This window comes from Streptomyces sp. NPDC055506, assembly GCF_053643595.1.
The window spans coordinates 1-15,507 of sequence record NZ_JBSHKH010000166.1 but is presented as its reverse complement, the minus strand read 5'-3'; the positions used below and the strand labels follow the sequence as shown (position 1 = coordinate 15,507).

Below are 15,507 nucleotides of genomic sequence, written 5' to 3'. Positions count from 1 at the left end.
GCCGGGAGACGCCCCCTCTGACGGTGCGTGCGTGCCTCAGTCCTCCGACGACTCCTCGTCGTCCGTGCCCGGCTTTGGCTGGGACGGGGACTCCCCGTCGTCCGCGCCCGCCTTGGGCGGCTTCGGCGGTCGAGTACGGCCGCTGGGACCGTCCCGCAGATACGATGTGCTGTCGCTGCCGTCCGCCGTCGCGTGTCCACCGGAGGCGGTCGGTCCGCCACCGTCCCGGCGTCTCAGATAGCGCTCGAACTCACGCGCGATGGCCTCGCCCGAGGCCTCCGGCAGCTCGGCGGTGTCCCGGGCCTCCTCCAGCGACTGGACGTACTCGGCGACCTCGCTGTCCTCGGCGGCCAGCTGGTCCACGCCCACCTGCCAGGCGCGCGCGTCCTCGGGCAGCTCGCCGAGCGGGATGCGCACGTCGATCAGGTCCTCCAGGCGGTTCAGGAGAGCCAGCGTGGCCTTCGGGTTGGGCGGCTGCGACACATAGTGCGGCACCGCCGCCCACAGCGAGACGGCCGGTACGCCCGCGTGCGTGCACGCCTCCTGGAGGACGCCCACGATGCCCGTGGGGCCCTCGTACTTGGTCTCCTCCAGGTCCATCCGGCGGGCCAGGTCGGCGTCGGACGTCGTCCCGCTGATCGGAACCGGACGCGTGTGCGGGGTGTCGCCGAGCAGGGCGCCCAGGACGACCACCAGTTCCACCCCCAGTTCGTGCGCGAAGCCCAGCAGTTCGTTGCAGAACGAGCGCCACCGCATGGACGGTTCGATGCCCCGCACGAGAACGAGATCGCGCGGCTTGTCCCCGCCGACCCGGACCACCGACAGCCGTGTCGTCGGCCAGGTGATCTTGCGGACGCCCGCTTCCATGAACACCGTGGGGCGGTTCACCTGGAAGTCGTAGTAGTCCTCGGCGTCCAGCGCCGCGAACACCTCGCCCTTCCATTCCCTGTCCAGATGCGCGACCGCGGTGGAGGCGGCGTCGCCGGCATCGTTCCAGCCCTCGAACGCGGCCACCATGACCGGGTCGACCAGCTCGGGAACCCCCTCGAGCTCGATCACCCAGTGCCTCCTTCCGACGTACCCTCGCGAACGCCCCAACCTTACGGCGTGCCAAGGGGGCGCCCGCAGCCCCCTCGCAGGGGGAGTGACCCCATCACTGCCCCGCGACGCACCCCTGAACACCCCGGATTCATCCGAGCTGTCCGTGAGGCTCGGGTCACAGCGTGGAGCGCAGCCACTGCTCCACGCTCGCGATGTGCACGGTCGCCCACGAGCGCGCCGCCTCGGCGTCCCGGTCGCGCAGGGCGGCGAGGATCGCCCGGTGCTCGCGCAGGGTGCGGGCGACGGCGTCCTCCTGGGTGAGGCCGCGCCAGATCCGCGCCCGGGTGGTGGGGCCGGACAGCCCGTCGAGCAGCGAGCACAGCACGGAGTTGCCCGAGCTGTGCACGATGCCCCGGTGGAACTCCAGGTCGCAGGCGACGAGATCCTCCACGGACGGGGCGTCGCCGAGCTTGTCCAGCTGGGCCGTGAGCGCGTCCAGCTGCTGCTCGCTGATCCGCAGCGCCGCCATGGCCGTCGCGGCCGGCTCCAGGATGCGGCGTACGGCGAGGAACTCCAGGACCGTGTCGTCGCGGTGGAAGTCCACGACGAAGCTCATCGCCTCGAGCAGGAGTTGCGGGTCGAGGCTCGTCACATACGTGCCGTCGCCCTGCCGGACGTCCAGGATCCGGATGAGGGAGAGCGCCCGTACTGCTTCCCGCAGAGAGTTGCGGGACAGGCCGAGGTCGGCGGCGAGCTCGCTCTCCTTGGGCAGCCGGTCGCCCGGGCGCAGCGCGCCGGAGACGATCATTCCCTTGATCTTCTCGATCGCCTCGTCGGTGACTGCCATGGCCGGCCTCCTGTCGCTTAAGACCTCCGACGTATCACGTCATTATGCGGCCACGGACACGGGGAAGGGGCGGCTCCGTCGGCGGGGAGCCGCCCCTTCGTGCACGGGGCCCGTATCGCGCCTACTTCTTGTCGAGCAGGTCCTGGACCTTGGCGCGGACATCGTCCGTGGCCAGGCCGCGGATCGTCAGCGTCGTCCGGCGCCGCAGCACGTCGTCCTGCGTCTCGGCCCACTCGTGGTCCCGGGCCCAGGCGACCTGCGCCCAGATCTCCGGGGCGTCCGGGTGCACGCGCTCGGCGAGCTCCGGGTTGTCGTTGGCCATGCGGGCGATGTCGAACGCCAGCGAGCCGTAGTGCGTGGCCAGGTGCTTGGCGGTGTCGGCTCCCATGCGGGGGCCCGGCGCCGGGCGGTCGGTGAGCAGCCGGTGGGCGACCGCGCGCGGGTTGGCGATGCCGGGCAGCGGCAGCTTCTTCGGCAGCGAGCTGATCGGCTCGAAGTCGTCGCCCAGGGGGTGGCCCGGCAGCGACTCCAGCTTCTGCATGATCGTGCGGCCGATGTGCCGGAAGGTGGTCCACTTGCCGCCGGCGACGGACAGCATGCCGCCCCTGCCCTCGGTCACGACCGTCTCGCGCTTGGCCTTGGAGGTGTCGCCGGGGCCGCCCGGCAGCACCCGCAGGCCCGCGAACGAGTAGGTGATGAGGTCGCGGCTCAGCTGCTGGTCGCGGACGGAGAAGGCGGCCTCGTCGAGGATCTGGGATATGTCCTTCTCGGTGACCGAGACATCCGCCGGGTCGCCCTCGAACTCCTCGTCGGTGGTGCCGAGCAGCAGCATGTCCTCCCAGGGGAGGGCGAAGGTGATGCGGTACTTGTCGATCGGGGTGGCGAGCGCGGCCTTCCAGGGGGAGGTGCGCTTCAGCACCAGGTGGGCGCCCTTGGACAGCCGGATGGACGGTGCCGCCTTCGGGTCCTCCATCTTGCGCAGGTGGTCGACCCACGGGCCGGTCGCGTTCAGCACCAGCCGGGCGCTGACGCCGAACTCGTCGCCGGACAGCCGGTCCTTCAGCTCGGCGCCCGTGACCCGGCCCTGGGTGAAGCGCAGGCCCGTCACCTCGGCGTGGTTGAGGACGACCGCGCCCGCCTCCACGGCGCCGCGGACGGTCATCAGCGCCATGCGCGCGTCGTTCATCTGGTCGTCGCCGTAGACGGCCACGGCCTTGAGGTTCTCGGTGCGCAGCTCGGGCACGTCCTGCGCCGCCTTGGCGGGGGACAGGAGGTGCCCGACGCCGTCACCGAACGCGGAGAGCGCGGAGTAGGCGAAGACGCCCGCCCCGAGCTTCGCCGCGCCGTGCGGCCCGCCCTTGTACACCGGGAGGTAGAAGGTGAGCGGGTTCGCCAGGTGGGGGGCCACCTGGCGGGAGACCGCACGGCGCTCGAAGTGGTTCTCCGCCACCAGCTTCACCGCGCCGGTCTGCAGGTAGCGCAGACCGCCGTGGAGCAGCTTGGAGGAGGCGGAGGACGTGGCACCGGCGAAGTCGCCGGCGTCGACCAGAGCCACCCTGAGGCCGGACTGCGCGGCGTGCCAGGCGGTGGAGATGCCCAGGATGCCGCCGCCGATCACGAGAAGGTCGTACGACGCCTTGGCGAGCTGCTCCCTGGTCTCGGCTCGGCTCGGGTTCGAGCCGGAGGCCGGGTGCGTCCCCAGGGCAGGCACGGACTGCAGGGTGGACTGAGTGGTCATGCTGTTTCTTACTCCTCGTCCTCGAGCCAGCCCATGGTCCGCTCGACGGCCTTGAGCCAGCTCTTGTACTCACGGTCGCGGATTTCCGCGTCCATGCGGGGGGTCCACTCGGCGGCCCGGCGCCAGTTGGCGCGCAGGTCGTCGGTGCTGTTCCAGAAGCCGACGGCGAGGCCGGCGGCGTAGGCGGCGCCGAGGCAGGTGGTCTCGGCGACCATCGGGCGCACCACGGGGGCGTCCAGGAAGTCCGAGAGCGTCTGCATCAGCAGGTTGTTGCTGGTCATACCGCCGTCGACCTTGAGGGCGGTCAGCTCGACGCCGGAGTCCTTCGTCATGGCGTCGGCGATCTCACGCGTCTGCCAGGCGGTGGCCTCCAGGACGGCGCGCGCGAGGTGCGCCTTGGTGACATACCGGGTCAGGCCGGCGATCACACCGCGGGCGTCGGAGCGCCAGTACGGGGCGAACAGGCCGGAGAAGGCCGGCACGAAGTAGGCGCCGCCGTTGTCCTCGACCGACAGGGCGAGGGTCTCGATCTCGGCGGCGGTGGAGATCAGGCCCATCTGGTCGCGCATCCACTGCACCAGCGAGCCGGTGACGGCGATCGAGCCCTCCAGGGCGTAGACCGTGTCCTGGTCGCCGATTTTGTAGCCGACGGTGGTCAGCAGGCCGCTGTAGGAGTTGATGATCTTGTCACCGGTGTTCATCACCATGAAGGTGCCGGTGCCGTACGTCGACTTGGTCTCGCCCTCGGAGAAACAGGTCTGGCCGAACAGGGCCGCCTGCTGGTCGCCGAGCGCGGAGGCGACCGGGATGCCGCCGAGCAGGTCGCCCAGCTTCCCGCCGGTGATCTCGCCGTAGACCTCGGCGGAGGAGCGGATCTCGGGCAGGACCTGCTTCGGGACGCCGATGGACTCGCAGATCTTGTCGTCCCACTGCATGGTGTGCAGGTTCATGAGCATCGTGCGGGAGGCGTTGGTGACGTCCGTGACGTGCTTGCCGCCGTCGACACCGCCGGTCAGGTTCCAGATGACCCAGGTGTCCATGGTGCCGAAGAGGATGTCGCCCGCCTCGGCGCGCTCCTGGAGGCCGTCGACGTTCTCGAGCAGCCAGCGGGCCTTCGGGCCGGCGAAGTAGGAGGCGAGGGGGAGGCCCGTCTCGCGGCGGAAGCGGTCCTGGCCGACGTTGCGGCCGAGCTCGCGACAGAGGGCGTCGGTGCGGGTGTCCTGCCAGACGATGGCGTTGTGGACGGGCTCACCGGTGTTCTTGTCCCACAGCACGGTGGTCTCGCGCTGGTTGGTGATGCCGATGGCCTTGATGTCGTCGCGGGTGATGCCGGCCTTGGCGATGGCCCCGGCGACGACCTCCTGGACGTTCGTCCAGATCTCGGTGGCGTTGTGCTCGACCCAGCCCGGCTTCGGGAAGATCTGCTCGTGCTCCTTCTGGTCGACGGACACGATCCGGCCGTCGCGGTCGAAGACGATGCAGCGGCTGGAGGTGGTGCCCTGGTCGATGGCGGCGATGAAGGGGCCGGCGGTGTGCGCGTCGGTCACTGTGTGCTCCTGGTAATTCCGGGTTTATGGGGCTTTACGTACGGCGCGTGCTGAGAGTTTCGCAAGGCGCGGGAATACTGCTGCTCCCGCGCGAGGATCACTTGCTCCTAAGCGAATGCGACGTTGTAGATGCCTGCGGCGATGGCCCCGCCGATGAGCGGACCGGCCACCGGGATCCAGGCGTAGCCCCAGTCGGAGCCGCCCTTGTTGGGCAGCGGCAGCAGGGCGTGCACGATACGCGGACCGAGGTCACGGGCCGGGTTGATCGCGTATCCCGTCGGGCCGCCGAGGGACAGACCGATGGAGACCACCACGAGCGCGGTGATCAGGGCACCCAGCGTGCCCAGGCCGTTGCCCTTGTCGTTCAGGCCCTGGGTGAGCACGGCGAGCACCAGCACGATGGTGCCGATGATCTCCGTGGCCAGGTTCTGCCAGGCGACCCGGACCTCGGGGCCGGTGGAGAAGACGCCCAGCACGGGGCCTGCGCCCTGCTCCTGGGCCTCGACGGCCTTGGCCGCGGTGTCCTGCGCACCCGGACCGCCGACGATCTCGCGGTCGGTGAGGTGCGCGTGGAACTGACCGTAGTAAGCGATCCAGACCAGAGCGGCACCGATCATGGCGCCGAGGACCTGTCCGGCCCAGTAGACCGGGACGTTCTTCCAGTCGCCGTCCTTGATGGCGAGCGCGAGCGTCACGGCCGGGTTCAGATGGGCGCCGGAGAGCGGCGCCGTCGTGTAGACCGCCGTGAGCACCGCGAAGCCCCACCCGAAGGTGATGGCGAGCCAGCCGGCGTTGCGGGCCTTGGAAGCCTTCAGTGTGACGGCGGCGCAGACTCCGCCGCCGAGGAGGATGAGTATGGCGGTACCGATGGTCTCGCCGATGAAGATGTCGGAGCTGGACACCCGCGACTCCTTTGTCCTTCGTCCAGGGGGAAGTTCGATACCGGCCTGGCGTTGTCCCACTCTAGCGCGTATTGCCGGTAGCTGTTCGACAATGTCGACCGATGGACGGGAGTCTTGCTTCGGGGTTACGAGCACGTCAAGAGCTCTGTTGGCGAAAACACGATCGTTACTGATCGCTGCCCGTTCTGTGGATCGCCGACGCCCCTGATCGCGGACATGCCGAGGACCGGAACGCCGTACGACGCCCCGGTCCCGCTGTGTCCCGTCAGAACCGCCCGGCGCCCAGGTCCCGCGACACCGCGCGGGCACAGTCCCGGACGGCCGCGATCAGTTCCGGCCGCACCTCCCCCTCCCGGCACAGCCGCTCAACGGCGCCGGTGATGCCGACCGAGCCGACGGGCATGCGCCGCCGGTCGTGGATGGGTGCGGCGAGGGAGGCGACGCCCTCCCAGGTCTCCTCGACGTCCGCCGCGTAGCCACGCGCGCGTGTGAGGTCGAGGAGGTGCTCGAAGTCCTCCGGATCGCACACGGTCCGGTCGGTGAACGCCTTGCGGTCGTTCTCCAGGGCCTCGCTGTGCGCCACCGGGTCGTAGGCGGACAGCACCTTGCCCAGGGCCGTGGAGTGCAGCGGCTGCATGGCCCCGATCTCCAGGACCTGCCGGCTGTCGTCGGGCCGGAAGACGTGGTGCACGATCAGCACGCCCTGCTGGTGCAGGACGCCCAGATAGACGCTCTCGCCGCTGGAACGGGCCAGGTCGTCGGCCCACACCAGGGCGCGCGCCCGGAGTTCGTGCACATCGAGGTAGGTGGTGCCGAGGCGCAGCAGCTCCGCGCCCAGCTGATAGCGCCCGGAGGTGTCGTCCTGCTCCACGAAGCCCTCCTGCTGGAGCGTGCGCAGGATGCCGTGGGCGGTGCCTTTGGCCAGGCCCAGCGAGGAGGCGATGTCCGACAGGCCGAGCCGTCGCTCGCCGCCCCCGAGCAGCCGCAGCATCGCGGCCGCCCGTTCGAGCGACTGGATGTTCCGTGCCATCGCCGTACTGCCTCCGTCCCCTTCGACCGCCGACAAGCGGCACCACAGCCCTTGTTCGGCAATGTCGAACACTACCGGTCGATGCCGACCTCTCGCTAATGGCCGGACGCCATTTGTTGTGTCACAGGCGGTTCGGGTCCAGGTTCATCGGACGCACAAGGGCCGCCTCGGCGCCATCGGCGTCCGCCCCGTGGACGCGGTGCCCGTCCAAGCCGACTCCCGGTTACGCTGGCGCGGTGCGCCCTTCCCCGGATGTCCTCCGGATGTCCGGGAAGCCGCAAAGCCGACAGCCGTCGCATCCGAGGGAGCCCTTTACATGGCCTCGTTGCCGCTGACCCCTTCCGCAGACAGCCGGACCCGTGTGTCCGCGCTCAGAGAGGCACTGGCCACCCGTGTGGTGGTGGCCGACGGAGCCATGGGCACCATGCTCCAGGCGCAGGACCCGACCCTTGAGGACTTCCAGAATCTCGAGGGCTGCAACGAGATCCTGAACCTCACGCGGCCGGACATCGTCCGTTCGGTCCACGACGCGTACTTCGCGGTGGGCGTGGACTGCGTCGAGACCAACACCTTCGGCGCCAACCACACGGCCGCGGCGGAGTACGAGATCTCCGACCGCGTGCACGAGCTGTCCGAGGCGGGTGCCCGGATCGCCCGCGAGGTCGCCGACGAGTACGCCGCCCGGGACGGCCGGCCGCGCTGGGTGCTCGGCTCCGTCGGCCCCGGCACCAAGCTGCCCACGCTCGGCCACGTCGCCTACGCCACCATCCGCGACGGCTACCAGGCCAACGCGGAGGGCATGCTCGCCGGCGGCGCCGACGCGCTGCTCGTGGAGACCACCCAGGACCTGCTCCAGACGAAGGCGTCCATCCTGGGCGCCCGCCGGGCCATGGAGGCCACCGGCGTCGATGTGCCCCTGCTGTGCTCGATGGCCTTCGAGACCACCGGCACCATGCTGCTCGGCTCCGAGATCGGCGCGGCGCTGACCGCGCTGGAGCCCCTCGGCATCGACATGATCGGCCTGAACTGCTCCACCGGCCCCGCCGAGATGAGCGAGCACCTGCGCTATCTGACGCGCCACTCGCGCATCCCGCTGCTGTGCATGCCGAACGCCGGTCTGCCGATCCTGACCAAGGACGGCGCCCACTTCCCGCTCGACGCCGAGGGCCTGGCCGACGCCCAGCAGAACTTCGTCCAGGACTACGGCCTGTCCCTGGTCGGCGGCTGCTGCGGCACCACCCCCGAGCACCTGCGCCAGCTGGTGGAGCGCGTCCGGGACCTCACCCCGACCGAGCGCAGCCCGCAGCCCGAGCCGGGCGCCGCCTCCCTCTACCAGAGCGTGCCGTTCCGGCAGGACACCTCCTACCTGGCCATCGGCGAGCGCACCAACGCCAACGGCTCGAAGAAGTTCCGCGAGGCCATGCTGGACGCCCGCTGGGACGACTGCGTGGAGATCGCCCGGGAGCAGATCCGCGAAGGCGCGCACATGCTCGACCTGTGCGTCGACTACGTCGGCCGGGACGGCGCCGCCGACATGGCGGAGCTGGCCGGCCGCTTCGCCACCGCCTCCACGCTGCCGATCGTGCTGGACTCCACCGAGATCGACGTCATCCAGGCCGGACTGGAGAAGCTCGGCGGCCGCGCGGTGATCAACTCGGTGAACTACGAGGACGGCGACGGCCCCGAGTCCCGCTTCGCCAAGGTCACCCGGCTCGCCCAGGAGCACGGCGCCGCCCTCATCGCGCTGACCATCGACGAGGAGGGCCAGGCCCGCACCGCCGAGAAGAAGGTCGAGATCGCCGAACGGCTCATCGACGACCTGACCGGGAACTGGGGCATCCACGAGGAGGACATCCTCGTCGACTGCCTGACCTTCACCATCTGCACCGGCCAGGAGGAGTCCCGCAAGGACGGCATCGCCACCATCGAGGGCATCCGTGAGCTGAAGCGGCGCCACCCGAAGGTGCAGACCACCCTCGGCCTGTCCAACATCTCCTTCGGCCTCAACCCGGCCGCCCGCATCCTGCTCAACTCCGTCTTCCTCGACGAATGCGTCAAGGCGGGCCTGGACTCGGCGATCGTGCACGCCAGCAAGATCCTTCCGATCGCGCGCTTCAGCGAGGAAGAGGTACAGACGGCCCTCGACCTCATCCACGACCGTCGCGCCGAGGGCTACGACCCCCTCCAGAAGCTCATGCAGCTGTTCGAGGGCGCTACCGCCAAGTCCCTCAAGGCCGGCAAGGCCGAGGAACTGGCCGCCCTGCCGCTGGACGAGCGCCTGAAGCGGCGCATCATCGACGGCGAGCGCAACGGCCTGGAGGCCGACCTGGACGACGCCCTCCAGGAGCGCCCCGCCCTCGACATCGTCAACGAGATCCTGCTGGACGGCATGAAGGTCGTCGGCGAGCTGTTCGGCTCCGGCCAGATGCAGCTGCCGTTCGTCCTCCAGTCCGCCGAGGTGATGAAGACGGCCGTCGCCCACCTCGAACCGCACATGGAGAAGACCGACGAGGCCGGCAAGGGCACCATCGTCCTGGCCACCGTCCGCGGCGACGTGCACGACATCGGCAAGAACCTCGTCGACATCATCCTGTCCAACAACGGCTACAACGTCGTCAACCTCGGCATCAAGCAGCCGGTCTCCGCGATCCTGGACGCCGCCGAGGAGCACCGGGCCGACGTCATCGGCATGTCCGGGCTCCTGGTCAAGTCCACCGTGATCATGAAGGAGAACCTGGAGGAGCTGAACCAGCGGGGACTGGCGGCGAACTTCCCGGTCATCCTCGGCGGCGCCGCCCTCACCCGGGCCTACGTCGAGCAGGACCTGCACGAGCTCTACGAGGGCGAGGTCCGCTACGCCCGCGACGCCTTCGAGGGCCTGCGCCTGATGGACGCCCTGATCGGCGTCAAGCGGGGCGTGCCGGGAGCGAAGCTGCCCGAGCTGAAGCAGCGCCGCGTCCGCGCCACCGCCGCGGCCGAGGTCGAGGAGCGTCCCGAGGAGGGGCACGTCCGCTCCGACGTCGCCATCGACAACCCCGTCCCCGAGCCGCCCTTCCAGGGCACCCGCGTGATCAAGGGCATCCAGCTCAAGGAGTACGCGAGCTGGCTCGACGAGGGCGCCCTGTTCAAGGGCCAGTGGGGCCTGAAGCAGGCCCGCACCGGCGACGGCCCCTCGTACGAGGAACTCGTCGAGACCGAGGGCCGGCCCCGGCTGCGCGGCCTGCTGGACCGGCTCCAGACGGAGAACCTGCTGGAGGCGGCCGTGGTCTACGGATACTTCCCGTGCGTCTCCAAGGACGACGACCTGATCCTCCTGGACGACCGGGGCAACGAGCGCACCCGCTTCACCTTCCCGCGCCAGCGCCGGGGCCGCCGTCTGTGCCTGGCCGACTTCTTCCGCCCGGAGGAGTCCGGCGAGACCGACGTGGTGGGCCTCCAGGTCGTCACCGTCGGCTCGCGCATCGGCGAGGAGACCGCCCGGATGTTCGAGGCCAACGCCTACCGCGACTACCTCGAACTGCACGGGCTGTCCGTGCAGTTGGCCGAGGCGCTCGCCGAGTACTGGCACGCGCGCGTGCGTTCCGAACTGGGCTACGCCGGCGAGGACCCGGACGAGATGCAGGGCATGTTCGAGCTGAAGTACCGGGGCGCCCGCTTCTCCCTCGGCTACGGCGCCTGCCCCAATCTGGAGGACCGCGCCAAGATCGCCGACCTGCTCCAGCCGGAGCGCATCGGCGTCCACCTGTCCGAGGAGTTCCAGCTGCACCCCGAGCAGTCCACGGACGCCATCGTGATCCACCACCCGGAGGCGAAGTACTTCAACGCCCGCTGAGGCCGCCCCACCGGCCACACGGGCCAAAAGAGGCGCTTGGTCCGCGCACGACGTAGACTGGTCGGTCCACCGCAGGCCGGTTCCCCTCGTGGGAGCCGGCCTGAACGTCCCTCAAGGAGGTACGTGGATGACCAGTACGGTCCCCGCGCTCGGAACCCGCACGGCCGAGGGCTCCGCCCTGCAGGCGGTGCTCCTCGACATGGACGGCACCCTGGTGGACACGGAGGGCTTCTGGTGGGAGGTCGAGGCCGAGGTCTTCGCCTCCCTCGGCCACACGCTCGACGAGTCCTGGCGCCATGTCGTGGTCGGCGGCCCGATGACCCGCAGCGCGGGGTTTCTGATCGAGGCCACCGGCGCCGACATCACCCTCGACGAGCTCACCGTGCTGCTCAACGACGGCTTCGAGGACCGCATCGACCGCGCCCTGCCGCTGATGCCGGGCGCCGGGCGGCTGCTGGCCGAGCTGTACGAGTACGAGATCCCGACGGCCCTGGTCTCCGCCTCGCACCGGCGCATCATCGACCGGGTGCTGACCTCGCTGGGCGCGCACCACTTCCGTCTGACGGTGGCCGGTGACGAGGTGCCGCGCACCAAGCCCCACCCCGACCCGTATCTGGCCGCCGCCGCCGGACTCGGCGCGGACCCGGCCCGGTGCGCCGTCATCGAGGACACCGCGACCGGCGTCGCCGCCGCCGAGGCCGCGGGCTGCCAGGTGGTGGCGGTGCCCTCCGTGGCCCCCATCACCCCGGCCCTCCGCCGTACGGTCGTCACCTCCCTCGAAGAGGTCGACCTGACATTTCTGCACGGTCTGATGACGGAAATGCGCTAGCCGTTCACCCAGCGTGCAGTGGAGTTAAGACGGCAATTTCGCAGATGAATTCGACCGTCTCCGGGTGATCTCCGGGCGGTCGAATTACCGTACTCCGGAACCCGTTTGCAGTGTGACGTTCCCCACGCAGCCGGGGGTCGACAGCGGGTCCGGCTTGTGCAGTGGGGGGCTGTTGACGTGCCCTTGTGTCCCGATTGGTGGAACGCTGCACCAAAGCTTCCGCCATCGGGTTTTCGGTGTGTCCGCGCCTGGTTCCGCAGCGTGATGAGGGCTCAACTCCGGTCGCTGCGAACCTTCCTGCCGGCCCCGACTAATCTCGTTGCGAGAACATCGCCCCACCCCCGTGATCCGCTGCGCCACCCCTGCATGCCGGGTACACGGAGTAGACAGCTCTGGAGAAACTCGAGCATGAACCGCAAGACTTTGGTGCTGCCGGCCGTGATCGGCCTGCTCGCGCCGGTGCTCGCCGCCTGCGGCGGGTCCGACAGCGGGAGCGACGACGGCGGCGCGATCGTCGTCGGCACCACGGACCGGTTCACCGCCTCGAAGGACGCCCCCGCACCCCTCGACCCGGCGTACGCCTACGACGTCGGCACCTGGAACATCCTGCGCCAGACCGTGCAGACCCTGATGATCCAGCCGCGCGGCGAGGGCGACCCGGTGCCCGAGGCGGCCGAGAGATGCGGCTTCACCGACACGGGCAACGAGCGCTACGCCTGCACCCTGCGCGACGGTCTGAAGTTCGCGAACGGCGACCCCGTCACCGCGTCCGACGTGAAGTACTCCATCGACCGCGCCCGCTCCCTCAAGGCCGACAGCGGCGTGTTCGCGCTGCTGTCCACCATCGACACCGTCGAGACGCAGGGCGACCAGGACGTCATCTTCCATCTGAAGACCGCCGACGCCACCTTCCCGTACAAGCTGTCGACCCCGGTCGCCGGCATCGTCGACCCCGACGACTACCCGAAGAACAAGCTGCGCGACGGCTTCGACCTCGAAGGCTCGGGCCCGTACACCCTCAAGGCCGACGTCGAGAACGACGAGCTGGTCAGGGCCGAGTTCACCCGGAACCCCGACTACAAGGGGAGCCTGAAGGTGAACAACGACAAGGTCGACATGGTCTCCTTCAAGGACACCGACGCCATGGGCGAGGCGATCGACAAGGGCGACATCGATCTGATGACCCGCACCATGTCACCGGACCAGATCCGCAAGCTCTCGGGTGACGCGGACACCGGCATCGACCTCGTCGAGATGCCCGGCCTGGAGATCCGCTACCTGGGCTTCAACACCGACGCCCCGACCGTCGAGTCCAAGGCCGTGCGCCAGGCGATGGCCCAGGTCGTCAACCGCAGCGAGCTGGTCTCCAAGGTCTACGGCTCCCAGGCGGAGCCGCTGTACTCGCTGGTCCCGGCCAGCGTCACGGGCCACTCGAACTCGTTCTTCAACAAGTACGGCGACGCCAACGTCACCAAGGCCCGCTCCCTGCTGAACCAGGCGAACATCAACACGCCGGTGAAGCTGACGCTGCACTACACGACCGACCACTACGGTCCGGCCACCAAGCAGGAGTTCGAGGTCCTGCGCGACCAGCTGAACTCCAGCGGCCTGTTCGACGTAGCTATCAAGGGAACGCCGTGGGACACCTTCCGCCCGGCCGAGAAGAAGGGTGAGTACGACGTCTACGGTATGGGCTGGTTCCCCGACTTCCCGGACGCCGACAACTTCCTCGCGCCGTTCCTCGACAGGGACAACACCATTGGCTCGCCGTACGACAACAGCCAGATCCGCAACACCCTGATCCCGGAGTCCCGCCGTGAGGCGGACCGGTTGTCCGCCTCCACCAGCCTGACGGACATTCAGGACATCGTCGCCTCCGACGTGCCGGTGCTGCCGCTGTGGCAGGGCAAGCAGTACGTCGCCGCGCGCGACGACATCACGGGTACGGCCTACGCGCTCAACTCCTCTTCGACGCTCCAGCTGTGGGAGCTCGGCAGAGGCGTGAGCGGCTGACACACCCGATGGAACCCCGGGGCCTGTGACCACGGCCCCCGGGGAACCGTGCCCCGGAGCCAGGGACATGCTCCGGGTGTTCTCGAGAACCGACGACAAGGCACACACGTGAACATACGCAAGCAGTGGCCGCTCCTGCCGGTCGTGGCGGGGCTCGCCTCCGGCCTGCTGACCGGCTGCGGCTCGGAGACCGGGGACTCCGCGGGGGAGGGCTCCAACGTGGTGGTGGGGATGTCCGACGACATCCTGGCCACCGATCCGGCCTCCGGCTACGACCCCGGCTCCTGGCTGTTGTTCAACAACGTCTTCCAGTCGCTGCTCAGCTTCCCCAAGGGCGCCACGGAACCGCAGCCCGAGGCAGCGGAGAGCTGCGCCTTCACCGACACGCAGAGCTCGGTCTACCGGTGCACACTGAAGGACGGCCTCAAGTTCAGCAACGGTGACGCCCTCACCTCGGAGGACGTCAAGTTCTCCTTCGAGCGGATGCTGAAGATCAACGACCCCGACGGGCCCGCGATCATGTTCCCCACGCTGGACGAGGTCGAGACCCCGGACGAGAAGACGGTCGTCTTCCACCTCAACACGTCCGACGCCACCTTCCCCAGCAAGATCGCCTCCGGTGCCGGCTCCATCGTCAACCACGACGAGTACGACGCGGGCAAGCTGCGCAAGGACGGCCAGGCCGTCGGCTCCGGCCCCTACAAGCTCGACTCGTTCGACGACGGCCAGGCCGTCTTCTCCGTCAACGAGAACTACAAGGGCACCGCCAAGGTGAACAACACCGGCGTGACCCTGAAGTTCTTCGACGGCGACCAGACCGCCCTGAAGCAGGCCATCGAGAACGAGGACGTCGACATCGCCTACCGCGGCCTCACCGCGGGCGACATCGCCGACATGGAGAAGGCCGACGACGGCACCGGCACCGAGGTCGTCGAGGGCAGCAGCGCCGAGGTCCAGCACCTGGTGTTCAACATGGACGACCCGGTTGCCGGAAAGGTCGGCGTGCGCAAGGCCATCGCCCACCTGCTCGACCGCGAAGCCCTCATCAAGGACGTCTACCAGGGCACCGCGACCCCGCTGTACTCGATCATCCCGGCCGGTGTCGCGGGCCACAACACGGCCTTCTTCGACACCTACGGCGCCCGCCCCTCCCGGTCCAAGGCGGCCGACGCGCTGCGTGCCGACGGCATCAGCGGCAAGGTCAAGCTGACCCTCTGGTCGACCCCGTCCCGCTACGGCCCCGCCACCGACCAGGAGTTGACGGCCATCGCCGGCCAGCTCAACGCCAGCGGCCTGTTCGACGCGGACGTCAAGTCGGTCTCCTTCGCCCAGTACGAGAAGGACATCGCGGCCGGCAAGTACGGCGTCTACGTGAAGGGCTGGGTGCCCGACTACCCGGACGCCGACAACTTCACGGCCCCCTTCTTCGGCAAGGGCAATGTGCTGGGCAACAACTACGAGAACGACACCATCACCGGCACGCTCATCCCGAGCACCGCGGCCCTGACCAACCGCGCCTCCACCGACAAGGAGTTCGGGGAGCTGCAGGACATCGTCGCCGATGAACTGCCCGTCCTGCCGGTGTGGCAGGCCAAGCAGTACGCGGTCGCGCGCGAAGGTGTCTACGGACTGGAGTACTGCCTCGACGCGTCGACCGTGTTCCGCTTCTGGGAGCTCAGCAAGGACGCGTGACGCACCCCGTGCGAAGAGGGCGCCCCCTGCCTCGGC

General features: G+C 69.3%; 10 protein-coding genes. 4 read left to right on the top strand and 6 right to left on the bottom strand.

Annotation, left to right across the window (positions count from 1 at the left end; genetic code table 11):
- Window positions 1–36: 36 nt before the first annotated feature.
- The 6 genes from ACWIF2_RS36750 to ACWIF2_RS36725 all read right to left on the bottom strand — a co-directional run bounded on the left by ACWIF2_RS36750 (window position 37) and on the right by ACWIF2_RS36725 (window position 7,105).
- Window positions 37–1,059: a PAC2 family protein gene (locus ACWIF2_RS36750; protein WP_454365489.1), complete on the bottom strand. Its 1,023-nt coding sequence runs from the start codon at window positions 1,057–1,059 to the stop codon at window positions 37–39.
- 157 nt (window positions 1,060–1,216) lie between these two features.
- Window positions 1,217–1,888 carry a FadR/GntR family transcriptional regulator gene (locus tag ACWIF2_RS36745; protein ID WP_184597459.1) on the bottom strand — a complete coding sequence of 224 codons (672 nt, stop codon included), beginning with the start codon at window positions 1,886–1,888 and terminating at the stop codon, window positions 1,217–1,219.
- 121 nt (window positions 1,889–2,009) lie between these two features.
- Complete coding sequence (locus tag ACWIF2_RS36740) at window positions 2,010–3,626, bottom strand: glycerol-3-phosphate dehydrogenase/oxidase (RefSeq protein WP_382497862.1); 1,617 nt, start codon at window positions 3,624–3,626, stop codon at window positions 2,010–2,012.
- 8 nt (window positions 3,627–3,634) lie between these two features.
- Window positions 3,635–5,173 carry a glycerol kinase GlpK gene (gene glpK, locus ACWIF2_RS36735; protein WP_382497861.1) on the bottom strand — a complete coding sequence of 513 codons (1,539 nt, stop codon included), beginning with the start codon at window positions 5,171–5,173 and terminating at the stop codon, window positions 3,635–3,637.
- 107 nt (window positions 5,174–5,280) lie between these two features.
- Window positions 5,281–6,075, bottom strand: coding sequence for an MIP/aquaporin family protein (locus ACWIF2_RS36730; protein WP_454365486.1), 795 nt, complete (start codon window positions 6,073–6,075; stop codon window positions 5,281–5,283).
- A 265-nt stretch (window positions 6,076–6,340) separates the two neighbouring features.
- Window positions 6,341–7,105 (bottom strand): IclR family transcriptional regulator, encoded by a 765-nt coding sequence (locus ACWIF2_RS36725; RefSeq protein ID WP_454365484.1) that lies wholly within the window; start codon window positions 7,103–7,105, stop codon window positions 6,341–6,343.
- A 316-nt stretch (window positions 7,106–7,421) separates the two neighbouring features.
- On the opposite strand from ACWIF2_RS36725, the gene metH reads away from it, so the two are divergent.
- The 4 genes from metH (at window position 7,422) to ACWIF2_RS36705 (ending at window position 15,471) form a co-directional block, all read left to right on the top strand.
- Window positions 7,422–10,937: a methionine synthase gene (gene metH, locus ACWIF2_RS36720; protein WP_454365483.1), complete on the top strand. Its 3,516-nt coding sequence runs from the start codon at window positions 7,422–7,424 to the stop codon at window positions 10,935–10,937.
- Between the two features lie 127 nt (window positions 10,938–11,064).
- Window positions 11,065–11,766, top strand: coding sequence for an HAD family hydrolase (locus ACWIF2_RS36715; RefSeq protein ID WP_454365482.1), 702 nt, complete (start codon window positions 11,065–11,067; stop codon window positions 11,764–11,766).
- A 408-nt stretch (window positions 11,767–12,174) separates the two neighbouring features.
- Window positions 12,175–13,779, top strand: coding sequence for an ABC transporter substrate-binding protein (locus ACWIF2_RS36710; RefSeq protein ID WP_454365481.1), 1,605 nt, complete (start codon window positions 12,175–12,177; stop codon window positions 13,777–13,779).
- Between the two features lie 108 nt (window positions 13,780–13,887).
- Window positions 13,888–15,471, top strand: a complete 1,584-nt coding sequence (locus ACWIF2_RS36705) for an ABC transporter substrate-binding protein (RefSeq protein WP_454365479.1) — start codon at window positions 13,888–13,890, stop codon at window positions 15,469–15,471.
- Window positions 15,472–15,507: the final 36 nt, after the last annotated feature.